This window comes from Pseudomonas caspiana (genome assembly GCF_040224095.2).
GTDB lineage: Bacteria > Pseudomonadota > Gammaproteobacteria > Pseudomonadales > Pseudomonadaceae > Aquipseudomonas > Aquipseudomonas caspiana.
This window is the reverse complement of record NZ_CP167995.1, coordinates 1,499,903-1,516,175: the sequence shown is the minus strand read 5'-3', so window position 1 is coordinate 1,516,175 and position 16,273 is coordinate 1,499,903. Positions and strand designations below refer to the sequence as shown.

Here is a 16,273-nt window from a genome sequence, read left to right as displayed (position 1 = left end):
ATGACGCTTTTCACCACCGACTACCTGGAGTACTACCTCACCCTTGTCTCCTGGATCGTCAATAACGGCATCTGGGCCGTGTTGGTATCCAGCGGGGTATTTGCGCTGCCCTTTGTGGCGATCATCGTGCAGGAATGGCTCAAGGCCCGCACGGAAGGTGCCGACGAAGGCAACAAGGGCGTGCTCTCGGCTGCGCGCATCGAGAACCGAGTGTTCGTCGCCATCGTGGTGGTGATGTTTGCTGGCATCCCTTTCATCGACGTCGACCTCAACACCATCCAGTACGACAGCTCACGCTCCGCGCAGTGCCAGGTCAGCGTGCCGCAGCCGGCCGACACAGGTTGGTCGCAGTCCTTCTCGACCCTCAACAATCAAAGCGCAAAGTTGCCGGTGTGGTGGGCCTTCATCCACGCGCTCTCGCGCGCTGTCACGGGCGCTTCTGTTGCGGCAATCCCCTGCGGCACCGATCTGCGGCAAATGCGGATGGAGATCAATGCCACGCGTATCGACGACCCGGTGCTGGCTCAGGAGGTGGCGGACTTCACGCACGACTGCTATGGGCCGGCCCGTGCCAAGCTGTTCATGCAGAGCCCGCAGCTCGACGAAGAGCAGATGCATGATGTCACCTGGATCGGCTCGCGCTTCTTCACGGACACGGCTGGCTACTACGACATCTATCGCTCCAGCACTCCGCGCGAGGACTGGCCCTACGACAGCAACCGCGATGCAGGGCTTGCGCATGTGTCTAGCGGCGGCTACCCGAACTGCCGGCAATGGTGGGCCGATGGCAGCAACGGCCTGCGGGCACGGCTTCTGGGCCAGGTAGACCCCGGCCTTCTCACTCGGCTTGCAGGCTGGGCTGGATTCCTGAGCCGCAGCCAAGTGGACGATTCGGTGATTCGCGCGATCGCCTCGCCGCGTCAGCAGAAACTCAACCAAGGCTCGGTCTATACAGACTACGGTGGCCAGATCGACAAGACCTTGCCGAACATCGTGACGCGCGCGGCAGGTGACGTGGGAATGGCCGTTGGGGGACTGGCAGCATTCCCCGCAATGGACGTGGTGCGCCAGGCCCTGCCCATGGTGCTCGCGCTCCTCAAGATGGCGTTGGTGATTTGCATTCCTCTGGTATTGGTCGTGGGCACCTACGACCTCAAGATGGTCGTCACGGTCAGCGTCGTGCAGTTCGCGCTGTTCTTCGTCGATTTTTGGCTCCAGTTGGCCCGCTGGATCGACAGCACCATCCTTGATGCGCTCTATGGATGGGGCTGGGGATGGAACCGGCCGCACAATAACTTCGATCCGATGGTCGGATTGAACAATGCCTTCGGCGACATGCTTCTGAACTTCGTCACCGGGACGATGTTCTTGGTCCTGCCGACTTTTTGGGTCGCAGCGTTGGGGTGGGTCGGGATCAAGGCCGGGGTGATCGCTCAGAACCTTGCCGTAGGCTCCAAGGAAGCTCGTGATAGCGCAGGGGTGGGTGTAAACAAGGTAGCTGGCAAAGTGCTGTGACTGATAGGCCAAACCTCAGTCATCGAAGCGTCATCCCAACACATCCCTGATCGACATGCGTCGTGAGGGCAAGCTTGTGCCCATTGCATTGAGTAATGGGCGCAAAATGGAAGACCTGATAAAGGGAGAGCCAATGGGACATTTACAGCCTAGCTGTGCTTAGCATTGGCAAGCACATCTTCATAGAGGAATTCAAGGCCGATTTGTTCTTCGGTGTGTAAGCGTCGTCTCAGCACCCTCTGTTTTTATTGATGGCTTTGTGATCATCAGGCCCGTTCCTGGGGCTGCACATCCGTTGGCTTAGTGCACAGCCGCACGCCAGCCGCTGCTAGCACCACGCCGGCCCAAGCCAGCGCTGGCATCGGTTCATTCAGCAGTACGAGAGCGACAAGCGCGGCGCAGGGAGGCACCAAAAAAAACACCGCTGATACTTTAGCCGCCTCGTTGCGCCGGATCATCAACATCAGCAGCGCCACAGCCAGCAGCGAGTTGCATAACGCCAGATAACCGAGCGCCCCGAGCAGCGGCCAAGTCCAAACGAGGTGCGTGGTTTCCAGGCTCAGCACCAATGGCGCGACCACCACAAGGCCCAACACATACTGAACGGTCAACGACACCAGCACCGGCTGCGGCTCCAGGGTTTTCTCCAGGAGCACGGCGCCACAAAGACCCAGCAACGACAGCCACGCCAAGCCCATGCCCAACGCGGTGAAGCGCTCCACTTGCGACTTGCTCAGGATGACCACCGCTGCGCCAGCGAACCCCAACAACATGCCCATCCATTGAGGACGAGCCAGCGGTGTACGCAGCAGCGGCGAGGCCACACCGACCAGCACCGGCTGCATCGATACGATCAGCGCCAAAAGGCCTGCGGAAATTCCCGCACTTATCGCCAGGTAAGTCCCGGCAAAGTAAACGCACTGCATGAGCATGCCGATGGCGATAAGGCCAAGCCATTGCCGGCCTTTAGGCAAGGGGGGCTTTTGCAGGAACACCAGCGGCAACAGCACCAGTACCACCAGCACATAGCGCAACCATAGAAACAATAATGGACTGCTGTAGTTCAGTCCCACTTTGACAATGGAAAACCCGGACGACCACAGCAGCAAGAACACTAAGCAGATCAGCAGATCCGCACGCTTGCGTAACGCCTTCAGGCATTTCCTCACTCAACACCCTCAGTATGCAGGCTGTGAGGGAACGCCTCACTGCCAATCTGCTCGCTACACGCCAAGGCATGGATTATGCCGTCGAGCCCAGTGTGGTCCAGCACGATATCGCACGCCGGCAGCAGCGCTGCCTGTGGCCGAAAACCTACAAACAGGCCGCAGAACCTGGCCATTTCCAGATCGTTGGCACCATCCCCCACGGCAATTACCTGCTGCGGCGAAAAGCCGTTGCGCTTGCAAAGACTGGCCAGGATGTCAGCTTTGCCCTGGGCGTCGATCACCTCGCCGAGTAGCGTGCCGGTAAGGGTCTCATGGGCGATCTCCAACTCATGTGCAAACGCCTCGTCAATTCCCAGTGCCTGGCGAAGCGGCTGCGCAACCAACTGAAAGCCGCCGCTGACGATAGCGCTGCGAAGGCCGGCCGCTGCCGCTGCGTGGATCAACTCGCGTGCACCAGGAGCGAGCGGGCAGGAATGTTCGATCAATTCGTGTACATCGCTTAACGCCGTTCCGCGCAGCAGGCCGATTCGATAGCGCATGCTGGCGGCGTAGTCGTGCCCAGGATCCGTAATCGCCTGGAGGGTGAGTGCGCTGACTTGCTGCCCTACCCCGGCAAGGTTGGCCAGTTCCACCATGGTTTCGCTCTCGATGAGGGTGGAATCCATGTCGCAAGCTAACAGGCGAAAGCGCCTCAAGGTCAGGCCCCCCGGTACCACCGCAAAGTCGATTTCGTGCTGGCGCAACGCGAAGAAAAGATCCCCGCGTCCCCCCTCATGGCGGTCAAGCCAAGGAGTGAACAGAAACCCGGGGCCAACACGTGGCCCCGCGAAACCGACCTCTTTCATCCATCGCACAAGGCCACTACGTGATTGCAGATCTGAGCCAAACAAGATCAGGTATCGTTTCATAAGTGTCGCCGAGGTGACGCGCGCGGTGTAGCGGCGCCCTGCCGTTGCTGAAAACTCAGCTCCAATAAGTCAACGGTCGATCACTGCCATAGCAACCGATAAACGCTGCCATGCCAATACGATAACTCTCATCGCTGGGCGTAACGGCGTGCAGCATGCGCGAGCTAAAAATGATCAAATCGCCAGCATCGGGATGGATCACCAGCGGAGCTTGCTCGACCTCATCTGGCAGCAGGCCTTCAACGTCGCGGATTTTAACCATTTCCTCGGGGGTCGGGTCGCGCAACCAGAGTTGCAGGTCGCCGCCCTGCTTGGGGGTGCGTAAGTACATATTAGCGACCATCTGCTCTTCAATACCGGCCAGTTCAGGCGCATCCGACTCTTCGATGATGGTGTCGTTATGCGGATAAAAGCGCGATGAGGAAGGCCTGAATACCCGGATGGCTCCCACAAAGCAGCTATGTCCGTGCAAGCGCTGAATGTTTGCACCGCCCGGCCAGAACTCCTGCAATTGCAGGCGAATTTTGTCGGCCGGCGTCAGATGCGGAGCAAACAGCGTGCGTAGGTCCTGAATGTTTTCCACTGCTTCATCGTGATACTTGCGCGCTGCCAACGGATCCCATTCCGAGTCGATATGAGGTGTACAGATGCGTCCCACGCTGCTGGTGTACTTTTTGTTGTAGTGGCCCAGTTTCGGGTGGTCGATACACCGGGACGCTGCCCGATCAGCAACGTCTACCGGGTAATAGCCCTTGACATGAATGGCACCGATCTCGCGCATCGACAGTTCGAGAAGCGTGTCGGTCGTTAATTCCGTGGCGACGATGGCCGGAGCGATTTCTCTTCTTGCCGGTTTTACTTGTACGTTCATGCCTTTAGTCCTCATTGGGAAAAAAATACGTAGGATCAAACCCGCTGGCGGGTGGGACGCAGACGGATGTCATCGATATGCACGTGGGGCGGCTGATCGAGCACGAAACGGATGGAGCGGGCTACATCCTCAGCGCTCAGGAACGGGCCGAGGTCACGTTCCAGCGTGTCGAAGGCGTTCATGTCGTAACCTGCGGACTGCTGGAACCCGCTGCGCACGAAACCAGGCTCAATCAGAGTGACGCGGATCAGGCTGCTGGCCAGTTCCTGGCGCAGCGACTCCACCAGAGAATGCAGGGCGAACTTGGTGGCCCCATAGACGGGGTTGCCCGCGGACAACGTGCGGCCAACGGTGGAGCCGATCACGACGATGTCCTGCACCGTATCGCTGCTGCGCTCGCGCTCGCTGAACGCTTTGGCCACGGCGCGTAATTGCTGCATCGCGCCAAGCACATTGATAGCAATCAGCTCCTCCCATTGCGCCTGGTCCGAGGTGAGCAGCGAGCCGGGCAAGCCCCTACCTGCGCAGAGCACAAAGGCACTCGGCGGCTCGCCGAAGTTGTGTTCACTCGCGCGCCACAGTTGCTCCACGTGGGTGACATCGCGTACGTCTGCCGCTACGCCGATGATGCCTCCGGGCTGCTGGGAAGCCGCGCAGATCTGCTCCAGGCTGTCCTGATTACGCCCGCTGATGGCCACCTGAATACCTGATTGCGCGAGGTTTTGCGCTATCGCTCGGCCGATGCCAGAGGTGCCGCCTGATACCGCGACTGTCATGTGGTTAGTCATGTCCTGCTGTACTCCTTGCGTTGAACACTTGCATTAAATGCTGCCGGCTGCGCCTGACGGAATAGGCCCAGATCGCTCAGGCGCTTCACGAACCTCAATACCCAGTCGTGCGACAGCTCAGTGAATTCCACTCCGTGGGCTGACAGCCGTGACAGCGTTCGGGAATGGTCGTAGATAATGTTGCGGGGCTCTCGCGATGCCCAAAACAAGCCGAGCGCGACCGGCGCCAAAGCGGTTTTCCCGGACCGCTCCAGCGCCTCCTTGAGGCTGCCTGCAACGGTGCGTGCCACGGGAATACCCAGCTTTTGAAGCGCGTCTACGAATAGGCCGGGCGATATCGAGAAGGGTGACTCGACGTGATAGGTGCCGCTGGGAAGGCTGCTGTCCAGCGAGAGCACCACGATGCCACGGGCAACGGTATCGACCGGACTAAGCACTAAAGGCTCGTTGTAGTTGACCGGTACCATTCCCGCATGGGCGATCGCATTCACGCACTGCACCCAGCGGTTGGCATCGGCATTGCGCTGGAACAGAGCAGTTTGTGAATGCCCTGTCACATTCCCGGAGCGATAGATGAACGCGCTGTGCCCGCGATGGGCCAGTTCCCGAACAATGCCTTCGGTCAAGAATTTGCTGCGCTCGTACTCATTCAGAAAGTCTTGACCGACATCGAGGGCATCTTCATCGAATCGCGCCGCCAGCTTGCCTCGGTAACAACCGCCCACGGCCAACGTAGACATAAAATGTAGCACCTTGCTCTTGCCGGCCTCCACAAAGCGGATGAGCTCATAGGCGGGTGCAACGATGCTGCGTTGCATGTCCACGCGGCTGCCCACCAAGCGCGTGTCGGCTGCAAAGTGATAGACCGCGTCCACAGTGGAGGCCAAATGGTCCCAATCGATCTGCGCCAAACCGAGACGAGGCTGACGCATGTCACCAACAATCACTCGCACGCGCTCGATAGCAGAGAGCGGCTGGCTGTGACCGAAGAAGTGTGCCCAGACTTCCGTAAGCCGCTGCTGGGCATCCGCTTGCGAAGGAGCCCGCACCAGACAGTGCACGGTCGCGCAACTCTGCTCGAGCAGCTCGCGCAGTATGTGCACCCCAATGAAGCCGGTGGCGCCGGTCAACAAAATAGTGCCGGGCGCATTGACGGGCGTATCGGTCGCAAAGCCTGTGGTTGCTGGCAACGCCTGCGCGGGAATGTTCCATAAAGCGCCGCTGGAGCTGCTTGAACTCAGATAAATGCCGGCTGGCTGGGCGTCCGCCCCGAGCAGCGCATGCCGCAACCCCTGCGCGAACGCCTGCATTTGGGCGGAACTGCTCATCCGTGCATTGAAGTTCAAGTCCAGGATCAACTGTTCTTCCAGCAGCCTGCCGGTCAGCTTGAACTGATTCACGCGATGGTTATCGCGCCCGCGCACCCCTTGGTAGGCCACGGCAGCAGGACGCAGTTGCAGATCGTCGCGCAGGCCCAACCGGGCTCTGCCCAGATAGTTGAAGCAATGACGGGTGGCGGTGGACGGCAACCCGGACAAGGCATACGAATGACCTAGGTTGGGAACCTGTGCCAAGGCTCGACCGACCACCAGCGCCGGTGCGTGTAGCAGATCGCTTGCTGGCACCGCGACTGGAAAGGCTGCAGTAAACCAGCCAACCGTGCGTGATACATCCACCTCGTCGCTCAGGCTGAGCCGCCCATGGCTTTCCACTGTGACGTTGAGAACCGGCTCCGGCCAATGAAGGCTGGCCAATTGCAGGTAGGTGCCCAGTAAGTATTGGTCGATCGAAATGCCCGCTGCGGCTGCACGTTCAATAATGTGTGCGGTTTCGCTACGGCTGAACGAAACCCAAGCGGTGTGTGCATCCGCTTCTGTACCCGCCTCGAAGGCTTGCGGCTGCGTGACGGACAGGCGCTGATGCCACCAGCCTGCATCTGCGGCCCACTGAGCCTGGTGCTCGTGCAAATGCCGTGTCCAATTGGCGTAGCTCAACGAGCGAAGCGGACACGCCTGGCCATCGTTGACATAACGCACCGTCAGCTCATCCAGGATCAAACTCCAGGACACTACATCGACCGCCAAGTGATGTGCCACAAGTAGCAGGTACTGCTTACCCCCTGCACGAATCAGTTCTACAAAAAACAGCGTACCTGCGCTGACATTCAACTTCTGTTCGAGGGCGGCATAGCGCTGATTCAGCAGTGCAGCGAGGTCGTCCACGGCTGCATCTGCTTCCCAGCAGGAAAACACATGTTCGTAAGCCGGCACAGCCTCGAACACCCAGGCGTGTTCAATGCTGTCATAGCAAAAGCGAGATCGCAGCAGTTCATGTGCTTGAAGCGTTTGCAGGCAGGCACGCTGCAGCCGGTCTGCATAGAGCCGCACGCCGGCTTCGACCAGCATGGACTGGCTCCACCGATTCGGTTCGCGAAAGTCCTGCTGCAGGAACCATTCTTGTGCCGGGCCGGCCTTGCAGGGGTGGGTCTCACGCTCGCTCCCAGTGTCGTCGGTCGTTTGCTGCGTGGCGCAGCGTAACTGGTCCAACAGCCCGTTGAGGGTCGGGTTGCCCAGAAACGCGCGGGCGGTGACATCGAACCCCTCGAGTTGTAACTCAGAGATCAGCCGCACGGCATCCAGAGAGTCACCGCCTAAATCGAAGAAATCGCTCGTAGCATTCACGGTCATCGCCCGGCAGTGGCGCTGAAAAATCCCCCTCACCTTGTCAGACGGGTTATCGCCAACGGGCTGGGCTTGGGCTGCGTCCGCCAGCGCCGCCGTGAAGCTGGCGAGTAACTGCTGTTCTACCGCGACGATGTCGAGTTTACCGTTGGCGTTCATCGGCAACTTTGCCAAGTGATCGAAGCGAAACGGCACCATATATCCGGGCAGGGTCTTGGAAAGTTCGCTACGCAATTGCGCGGCACTTTGGTGCACGCCTTCGTAGGCACACAGCAGGTAATCGCGCTCATCGTAGCGGTGATGAACCACCACAGCGCGCGCGTCCAGAATGCGTTGCAGGACCACTTCGACATGACCCAGCTCGACCCGATAACCATTGACCTTGACTTGCCGATCTGCCCGGCCAACAAATTGCAACTGGCCCTGGGCGTCCAATCGCACTTGGTCTCCGGAGCGGTAGAATCGGCGACCGTCAAGCTCAACGAAGCGTCCGGCATCCAGGTCTGAGCGCTTCCAGTAACCAAGTGCCACCTGCGGCCCACCGATAAATAGTTCGCCAACTTCCCCAGGCGCACAGTGAACGCCTTCACGGTTGTAAATGCGGATCTCTGTTTCACCCAGAGGCCGCCCCATGGGCACACTGCCCTTGAGACTATCGAGCCAGGCACCCGGCTCCACGGCTTGAACACTGATACCGATGGTGGCCTCAGTCGGGCCATAGTGATTAAAAAGTTGGGTTACCGCGCCACTGGCCAACGTGGCCCGCGCAAGCGCCGCGCTCAGCGGTTCTCCCCCGAGCAACAACCAGCCCAATTCCGGGCGCCGGGTTGTACCGCCCCCGGCTTGCTCAAGCACTGTGCGCCAATGGGTAGGCGTGATTTTCAGCATATCGATGTTGCGCTCGCTCAATAGCCGGCACAACGCTTGCGGGTCTTTGCGTTCGGCGTCGTCGGCCACATAGAGGCTGCCACCGGTCCACAGCGCCAAAAACAGCCCGGTATTGCCCAAGTCCGCCGCCAGCGTGCTCACGTGGGCATAACGCAGGCCATCGCGGATTCCCAACACCTGAGTAATACCGCGGCAGTAATGCGCAATGTTGTCATGGGATACCGCGACGCCCTTAGGGGTACCGGTGGTACCCGAGGTGTACAGCACGTAGGCGGCAGCGTCTGCGGTACAAGGCAGCGTGATGGAGGGTACAGGGGCCTGGCTTGCGCTAAAGTGATAACGCACAACGTTGTCACACTCCAGGCCATAGCCTCCGGTCGCAATAACGAGGTCGGCTCCAATCTGCGCCAGCCGGGCGGTGGCCTCCTCCTGCTGGTCAGCCACCTCGATTATCGTGTAGGTCGCGCCGCTGAACATGACAGCCACCAACCCAATCACGATCTCCAGGTTTCTGGGCCCGACCACGGCCACCAGTTTGCCGTGCCCTGCCCCGCACTCGACCAGTCTATGGGCCAATGCCCTAGCCTCAAGGCCCAGTACTTCCCAACTAATCTGCCGGTAAGCATCACACAAGGCGACTTGCTCAGGCGTGCGGTTTATCCAATTGGCTAACTTAGTAATTAGTAGTCCCGACATATTTATTCCCTGTAATAATACTTCCCCATTGATCTAATAACGGGGCGCGGAAGCAACTACGCAACGAACTGGCAACAAAGGCTAGGCAGGGCCGAGGCGATCGTCCAATACTGATGAAGTATGTTTTTATAGAACCGGCATATACTGTATGTGACCTATTGACAGCCAGAACAAATCGCTTATATATGTGGAAATTAATTAACTTACCTACAGTAGAAGAGGTCTTTTATGGCAGAACTTGCAGTGGTGACTGGTGGGAGTCGCGGTATCGGCGCTGCCATTGCCTTGAAGCTTGGGGGGCTCGGTTATCACGTGGTCCTGACATACACCCGGGACGCCACCGCCGCCGAGCGAGTCATCCACACCATCGTTGCGGCAGGCGGTAAGGCGCAGGCAATGCAACTGGACATCGCCTGCGAACAACAGGTACTGACCCTGTTCAATATGCTGGATCAACAGGGCGAGCAGTTGACGCTGCTGGTCAACAACGCTGGAATCACTGAAGGCTTTTGCCGGCTCGAAGCGCTGACCTTCGAACAGTTGCAGCGGGTTTTCCAGGTGAATGTGTTTGGCGCGTTCCTGTGTGCACGTGAAGCCGTCCGGCGCATGGGCTATTCCCGAGGCGGGCATGGGGGGTCAATCATCAACGTTTCTTCGCGTGCTGCACAGTTGGGTGGCGGCGGCGAGTGGATCCATTACGCCGCCACCAAGGGCGCGATCGATAGCCTCACCCATGGCTTGGCTAAAGAAGTAGCCGGCGATGGTATTCGAGTCAACGCCGTGGCGCCGGGGCTCATTGAGACAGACCTGCACGCCGCCGCCGGCAAGCCCGACCGGGCGGCCACCCTGGCGACGGCGGTGCCCATGGAGAGGGCCGGTCAACCCGAAGAGGTTGCAGACTGCGTTGCCTGGCTTGCCTCATCTGCAGCAACTTACGTAACCGGCGCTATTGTTCCCGTTGCTGGGGGGCGTTGAGCCTGCAGCCATGTACCGGCCAGGTCGAGCATCGGTAACAAATTGTGTACCGCAGCCGTGCAGTTTTCGGTTAGCCAGGCGGCGCTCATTGGCGAGCGCAGTAGATCCCCCTCAATGGGCAAGAACACAATGCCTTGGCGCTGCTCGGCGCCCACACTCTGAGGCACGAATGTCAACCCCACGCCGGCTCGCGTAAGACCCAGGGCCGCTTGCAGGTTCTCGATCGGCTGCACGATGTGCACCCTGACCGACGCTGCGTCGAGCGTGTTCAGGATCAGATCGGTCAGGCTGGGAAGAGGATAACGGGGGTAGAGCACGACTTTTTCGCCGTGCAGGTCCGTCACGCTGATGCGCCCGCGCCCGGCCAGTCGGTGCCATGCCGGGACGGCCGCGACCAAAGGTTCGTTCAACAGCAGTTTTTGATGGATCGCCGGGTTCTCGTTAATAGGGGGGCGGGCGAAGCCTATGTCGATGCTGCGCGTCAGGAGCGCAGGGGATATCTCGGCGGCAAGCATTTCTTTGAATGCCAACTCCACCCCCGGACAGCATTGCTGAAACAGACCCAGCACTTCGGGTAAACCGTTGTACATGGCCGAGCCCGCGAACCCTATCACCAGACGCCCACTGCGCCCTTCGGCAATGCCCTTTACGTCGCGAATGCTGTTATGGATATCCGCCAGAATGGAATTGACCCTGAGCAGAAACTGCTCCCCCGCTTCGGTCAGACGGATGGGCCGAGTGTCGCGCTCAAGCAGTTTCACATTCAGCTCATCTTCGAGTTGTTTGATCTGCTGACTCAACGGTGGCTGGGCCATATGCAGCTTTTCGGCTGCACGGGTAAAACTCAACTCTTCTGCGACCGCCTTGAAATATCGTAAATGGCGAATTTCCAGTCGATGTTCAGAGATAGGCAGGGTTGACACGGCTTTGAGGGAATGACGACTAGGCTCTGACATATAAAAACATCCTTTTTATTAGTGCTTAATTCATATTTTTTAGCAATTATAAATTCCACCTCATTATTACCATACGCAACAATCCATATCGGAGTGCTTGCCTAAAAGTAGACAACTTGCCTCCCTGCGACCACGTCATTCGGACACTCGGCAGTCGTTACGTCTGCGCGATAGTCCAGCGTGGTCTCGCAAACCCGGTTTCTTCCTGATCGTAGCTCATGCAAACACGCCTCTTGAACTCTATGTCCTTGAGCTACGCAGCACTGAATCGCTCCGGGGCTATTCATCTTGCCGAACATCGTGACGCGCGCGGCAGGCGACATGGGAATGGCCGTTGGAAACTCGCAATATTCCCCGCCATGCACGTAGCGCGCCTGGCCCTACCCATGTTGCTCGTGCTGCTCAAGATGGCGTTGGTGATTGCATTTCGCTGGTATTGGTCGTCGGCACCTACGACCTCAAGACAGTCGTCACCGTCAGCGTGGCGCAGTTCGGGTTGTTCCTCTTGGATTTCTAGTTCCAGTTGGCCCGTTGGATCGACAGCACAATCTTGGACGCGCTCTACGATAGGGCTGGAACCGGCCACACAACAATTTCAATCCGATGATCGGCTTGAACAACGCACTCGGCGACATGCTGCTGAACTTCGTCACGGGAAGATGTTCTTGATCCTACCGACCTTTGGGTCGCGCCCTTGGGGTGGCCGAGTCAAGGTTGGAGTGATAGCGCAGAACCCTGCCGTCGGCTTCAAGGAAGCGCGTGATACCGCAGGGGCAGGTGTAAACAAGGTAGCCGGAAGGCGCTGTGACGGGCCAGCCAAACCTCAGCCATCAAACGGGTCGTTCGGGTCGTGAGGGTCGATCCTTTGACCGGAGGACGAATACAGTCCGAAGCCCGCCTCCCCATTGCGCAGTTCGTCCTGTTGTGCCCAGCGGTCGTCCCTTCTAGCCAAACTACCTGCCATCCATGCCGCCGCAACTCCCAACAGCAGCAAAACCGCCAGCCAGGAAGCAACGTAGAACAGCAGGCACAGCGCAGTCAGCTTGACCACCCACAACGCCAACGCGGCACCAACGACAGGCACGCCTTTAAAGGCGAGCCAGCTCGACAACCTTCGCTCGCCGCGCACATAGGCGCGCCATCCACGGCCAACGCTGCGGCCGAGACGTTCTGCGGTACTGATGCGGGTTGTCGTGTTCATGATCGTCTCCTGCTACACGAGGAATTCCTATTCCAGTCTGGTCCAATTCACTCTGCTTGGGGCCTCAATGTACTCTTTTGCTGCTTCAGGACGCTTCGTCATCCGGTTCCACCGGCCCAGGGTCGGGCTCCACACCGATGCGATAGGTGGCAACGAAACCCGGCCAGTCCACGTGGTCAACCAGATCGATGTCCTTGATGACCCTGACTTTCGCTTCCGCACGCTCGAACAGGGCGATGCTCTTCGCGGGATAGTTGTTGCGCGACGGATAGAGCACCCCGTCGAACAGCGGCAGGCCGTCGTCTCCGAGCATCGCATGCACCTGGGTGGATACCTGCTGTGTGTGCGTGTAGTCGCGGCTGGCCAATTGCTCCAGGTTCAAGCCGAAGTAGCCCGCCATGACGCCCGGTGCCGTGAGATCGGCTAGGCGCAAGTCGCACAAAACGCCCACGGCGCGCACCATCCGACCCTGGACTTCTTGCAGCGTGATCGAGCGCGTGGTGTCCGCAAGCCACTGGTGCTTGTGAAACACCGATTCCATCAGCGCCGTAGGTAGGTCGGGGCCCAGGTAGAGCACGCCGTAGGACCTCGTCGGGTCGTCGTAGCGGTTGGTGCTGCTGCGGCCATAGTGCAGCGGGCTGCCCCGATAGACGATGCGGCTCACATGCTGGAGCAGTTCACCCGCATTGATCAGGAACAACGGCAACTCGTGACGCATGGCAGTCTCACCTCAATGCACCTGAACGCCCAGCACGTTGAACACGGCCTCGCTCACCTTGTCGATCGAGTCTGGCGTCACCGCATCTACCGGCGAACGCCCGCCCAAGCCTTCGAGCGGTTCGGAAAGCGCACCGTAAATCGTCCAGTTGTCGATGCCCTCGACCTCCTGGAGGACGGCTTGGGTCAACTGCTGTTTCACCGGGTCGAGTTGCCAGTCGGGCAGCTTCTGGCCGCGCGGCCCCACGTTCAGTGCCAGCAACCGACGGGCGAGGATGTCCTTGTAGATCTGCTGACGCGACTTGTCAGCCAACTTGGCGAATTCGGGGATCGGCAGGTTATGCGGCTGGTTAAAGGTTTTCAGCAACGCGGTGCGGCCACGCTGGACTTCGGTTTCATTCGGTGCCCAGCGCGTCTCGGCGCGCAGCGCGGCCGCCTTGCGTGCCAAGGTCTGTTCCATCGTCTCCATTTCCAGGCGGGCGGGAAGCTCCACCGCCTCTACACGCTCATGGACGAACGCCTGCAGCTCGGCCGCGAAAGCCCCGGCATCTCGGATATCAACAATGGCGGCGAAGCGACGCACATCCTCCACCGTGACGCGCGGCAAACGGTCGGCAATTAATTCAATGGAATTGGACATGATCATCTCCCAGGCAGGTTTAAGACAGGAATCACCCTAGTCTCCCCTGTCGCCTTTGTCAACTTTGTCACCTGATAAAACCCTCTTGGCTGAAACGGCGTCCGCGCAGCATAGGCAGAGCCAGCACAGAGGGTCGCCGCCCAATCCACAAAAGCGGATTCCACATTGACGCTGGAGCCGCAATCTGCGCCTCGCTATACCGAAACGGTTAAAGACCAAAGGGCAGAAATGGCAAGGGAATGGGGTGCAAGGGGAAAGGCCCTACCCCGAAAAGGCTAAAAGGCCTCCCGCACGGCCCGCTATCAGGACACCTACATGCTCTCCCTGTTCCAGCGAAAAAGGGCTTCGGTCGCTGCCGCTGCGTCGCCAGGACCCACCACCGACCTCCCGAAAGGGCTGACGCGGCCGGAGACGGCCGCGTCCTTGCTCGCCACCCCGCGCCGTCAGAAGCTGCTGGAACACATTTGGCAGCGCACGTCGCTGTCTCGCCAGCAGTTCGACACGCTGTACCGCACGCCCTTGGAGCGCTACGCCGCGCTTGTGCAGCAATTTCCCGCCTCAGAGAGCCACCACCATGCCTACCACGGCGGCATGCTCGACCATGGTCTTGAAATCGTTGCCTACGCGCTCAAGCTGCGGCAGTCCTATCTGCTGCCCGCTGGCGCAACACCCGAAGACCAGGCCGCACAAGCCGAAGCCTGGACCGCCGCCACCGCCTACGCCGCCCTGCTTCACGACATCGGCAAGATCGCTGTTGATCTGCATGTCGAGCAGGCCGACGGCAGTGTCTGGCACCCCTGGCATGGCCCGCTGAAGCAACCCTACCGATTCCGCTATCGAGAGGATCGCGAGTACCGCCTGCACAGTGCAGCTACCGGCCTGCTGTACCACCAGGTGATCGATCGCTTCATCCTTGACTGGCTCAGCGGCTTCCCATCGCTGTGGGCGGCGCTGCTGTACATCATGGCAGGACAGTATGAGCATGCCGGGGTGCTCGGGGAACTGGTGATCAAGGCCGACCGTGCGTCCGTCGCCCAAGAACTGGGAGGAGATCCGGCAAAGGCGATGGCCGCACCGAAGCATGCTCTGCAGCGCAAGCTGCTTGACGGCCTGCGCTATCTGCTCAAGGAAGAGTTGAAACTAAATCAGCCCCAGGCGTCCGATGGCTGGCTGACGCACGATGCGCTCTGGCTCGTCAGCAAGACCGTCTCGGACAAGCTGCGTGCCCACCTGTTATCGCAAGGCATAGACGGCATCCCAGCGAACAATTCGGCTGTGTTCAACGTTCTTCAAGAGCACAGCATGCTCCAGCCCGCACCGGACGGTAAAGCGATCTGGCGTGCAACCGTGACCAGCTCAAGCGGCTGGTCACATGCCTTTACGTTACTGCGGCTCTCGCCCGCTCTGATCTGGGAGGCTGGTGAGCGGCCGGCCGCCTACGCGGGTACGGTGCTTGTTGAAACAGGCCAAGGTGCCGAGGCAAACGGCGAGAGTGCGCCGGACTTGCTTGACTCTTCCATGCAGGACACCGCCGATGATCGAGCCAATCCGCCGTTGGAATCGAAGCCTTCTTTGAGCACACAACCCGTAGCGAGAAATGCGCCGGATATGATGGATGAACTGCTGGCAATGATTGGGGCATCAGATCAACCGAAAGCCGATGAGCAAGGAAACTCATCGTTTCAGGAAACGCCTGAAGCTCCCGGAAATCCTCACACGGTGAGCGAGTCCGTCCCAGCGAACAAAAATCCAATATCGACCAGTACCCAACCATCCAGGGATGAGTCGAATAGCACCGCAACTCAAATGTCAGCCGATCATTTCGTGACATGGCTGCAGCAGGCGATTGCATCGCGCCGACTCGTCATAAACGACGCTAAGGCGCTGGTGCATATCGTGGCGGATGCCGTCTATCTGGTAAGCCCAGGTGTGTTTCAGCGCTATGCGCAAGAACATCCTGAAATCGCTGACTATGCCAAGCGTGAAGAGATGGCAGATTGGCAGTGGGCGCAAAAGAGATTTGAGAAATTGCACCTACATCGTAAGCAAGCCAATGGCCTAAACATCTGGACGTGCGAAGTAACCGGACCCCGCAAATCGCGCCGGCTCCACGGCTACCTGCTTGAGCGTTGGCAAGGTATATTTGGGGAGCTTCCGCCAAACAACCCTTACCTGACGCTCCGGGAAGGAAACTCACAACCGCCGATCCACACGGACGCATCCAACTCACCTGATGCCTAAAGGTGTACCTCCCATTGGTGGGCTTGA

Annotated in this window: 12 protein-coding genes and 1 pseudogene; 4 read left to right on the top strand and 9 right to left on the bottom strand. The window is 59.3% G+C overall.

Going from position 1 to position 16,273, the window contains the following annotated elements:
- Nucleotides 1–1,515: a conjugal transfer protein TraG N-terminal domain-containing protein gene (locus ABRP31_RS06790; RefSeq protein WP_104551743.1), complete on the top strand. Its 1,515-nt coding sequence runs from the start codon at nucleotides 1–3 to the stop codon at nucleotides 1,513–1,515.
- A 266-nt stretch (nucleotides 1,516–1,781) separates the two neighbouring features.
- On the opposite strand, the gene ABRP31_RS06785 is transcribed toward ABRP31_RS06790, so the two are convergent.
- The 5 genes from ABRP31_RS06785 to ABRP31_RS06765 form a co-directional block, all read right to left on the bottom strand.
- On the bottom strand, nucleotides 1,782–2,684 hold the full coding sequence (locus ABRP31_RS06785; RefSeq protein ID WP_211317321.1) for a DMT family transporter: 903 nt from the start codon (nucleotides 2,682–2,684) through the stop codon (nucleotides 1,782–1,784).
- Complete coding sequence (gene serB, locus ABRP31_RS06780; protein WP_157732755.1) at nucleotides 2,681–3,529, bottom strand: phosphoserine phosphatase SerB; 849 nt, start codon at nucleotides 3,527–3,529, stop codon at nucleotides 2,681–2,683. Before serB ends, ABRP31_RS06785 begins: the two co-directional genes overlap by 4 nt.
- A 118-nt stretch (nucleotides 3,530–3,647) precedes the next feature.
- Nucleotides 3,648–4,463 carry a 2OG-Fe(II) oxygenase gene (locus ABRP31_RS06775; RefSeq protein WP_039588099.1) on the bottom strand — a complete coding sequence of 272 codons (816 nt, stop codon included), beginning with the start codon at nucleotides 4,461–4,463 and terminating at the stop codon, nucleotides 3,648–3,650.
- 35 nt (nucleotides 4,464–4,498) lie between these two features.
- Nucleotides 4,499–5,251: an SDR family oxidoreductase gene (locus ABRP31_RS06770; protein ID WP_024420815.1), complete on the bottom strand. Its 753-nt coding sequence runs from the start codon at nucleotides 5,249–5,251 to the stop codon at nucleotides 4,499–4,501.
- Nucleotides 5,248–9,516: an AMP-binding protein gene (locus tag ABRP31_RS06765; protein WP_104551742.1), complete on the bottom strand. Its 4,269-nt coding sequence runs from the start codon at nucleotides 9,514–9,516 to the stop codon at nucleotides 5,248–5,250. Before ABRP31_RS06765 ends, ABRP31_RS06770 begins: the two co-directional genes overlap by 4 nt.
- Before the next feature lie 228 nt (nucleotides 9,517–9,744).
- Between ABRP31_RS06765 and ABRP31_RS06760 the strand changes: the two genes are divergently transcribed.
- Entirely contained in the window at nucleotides 9,745–10,491 is a 747-nt protein-coding gene (locus ABRP31_RS06760; protein ID WP_024420813.1) for an SDR family oxidoreductase, read from the top strand.
- Here the strand turns inward: ABRP31_RS06760 and ABRP31_RS06755 are convergent.
- Entirely contained in the window at nucleotides 10,449–11,447 is a 999-nt protein-coding gene (locus ABRP31_RS06755; protein WP_050574453.1) for a LysR family transcriptional regulator, read from the bottom strand. The two genes, ABRP31_RS06760 and ABRP31_RS06755, sit on opposite strands and share 43 nt — an antisense overlap.
- A 288-nt stretch (nucleotides 11,448–11,735) precedes the next feature.
- Here ABRP31_RS06755 and ABRP31_RS06750 point away from each other — a divergent pair.
- A pseudogene (locus ABRP31_RS06750) lies at nucleotides 11,736–12,301 on the top strand (conjugal transfer protein TraG N-terminal domain-containing protein); the annotation flags it as partial.
- On the opposite strand, the gene ABRP31_RS06745 reads toward ABRP31_RS06750, so the two are convergent.
- From ABRP31_RS06745 to ABRP31_RS06735, 3 genes are all read right to left on the bottom strand, one after another.
- Nucleotides 12,271–12,648, bottom strand: coding sequence for a DUF3742 family protein (locus tag ABRP31_RS06745; RefSeq protein WP_024420811.1), 378 nt, complete (start codon nucleotides 12,646–12,648; stop codon nucleotides 12,271–12,273). The pseudogene ABRP31_RS06750 and the gene ABRP31_RS06745 overlap by 31 nt on opposite strands.
- Nucleotides 12,649–12,733: 85 nt before the next feature.
- Nucleotides 12,734–13,366 (bottom strand): RES family NAD+ phosphorylase, encoded by a 633-nt coding sequence (locus ABRP31_RS06740; protein ID WP_104551741.1) that lies wholly within the window; start codon nucleotides 13,364–13,366, stop codon nucleotides 12,734–12,736.
- 12 nt (nucleotides 13,367–13,378) lie between these two features.
- Nucleotides 13,379–14,005 carry a hypothetical protein gene (locus ABRP31_RS06735; protein WP_015471990.1) on the bottom strand — a complete coding sequence of 209 codons (627 nt, stop codon included), beginning with the start codon at nucleotides 14,003–14,005 and terminating at the stop codon, nucleotides 13,379–13,381.
- A gap of 315 nt (nucleotides 14,006–14,320) precedes the next feature.
- Between ABRP31_RS06735 and mobH the strand changes: the two genes are divergently transcribed.
- Nucleotides 14,321–16,246 (top strand): MobH family relaxase, encoded by a 1,926-nt coding sequence (mobH, locus tag ABRP31_RS06730; RefSeq protein WP_104551740.1) that lies wholly within the window; start codon nucleotides 14,321–14,323, stop codon nucleotides 16,244–16,246.
- The last annotated feature ends 27 nt before the right edge of the window (nucleotides 16,247–16,273 follow it).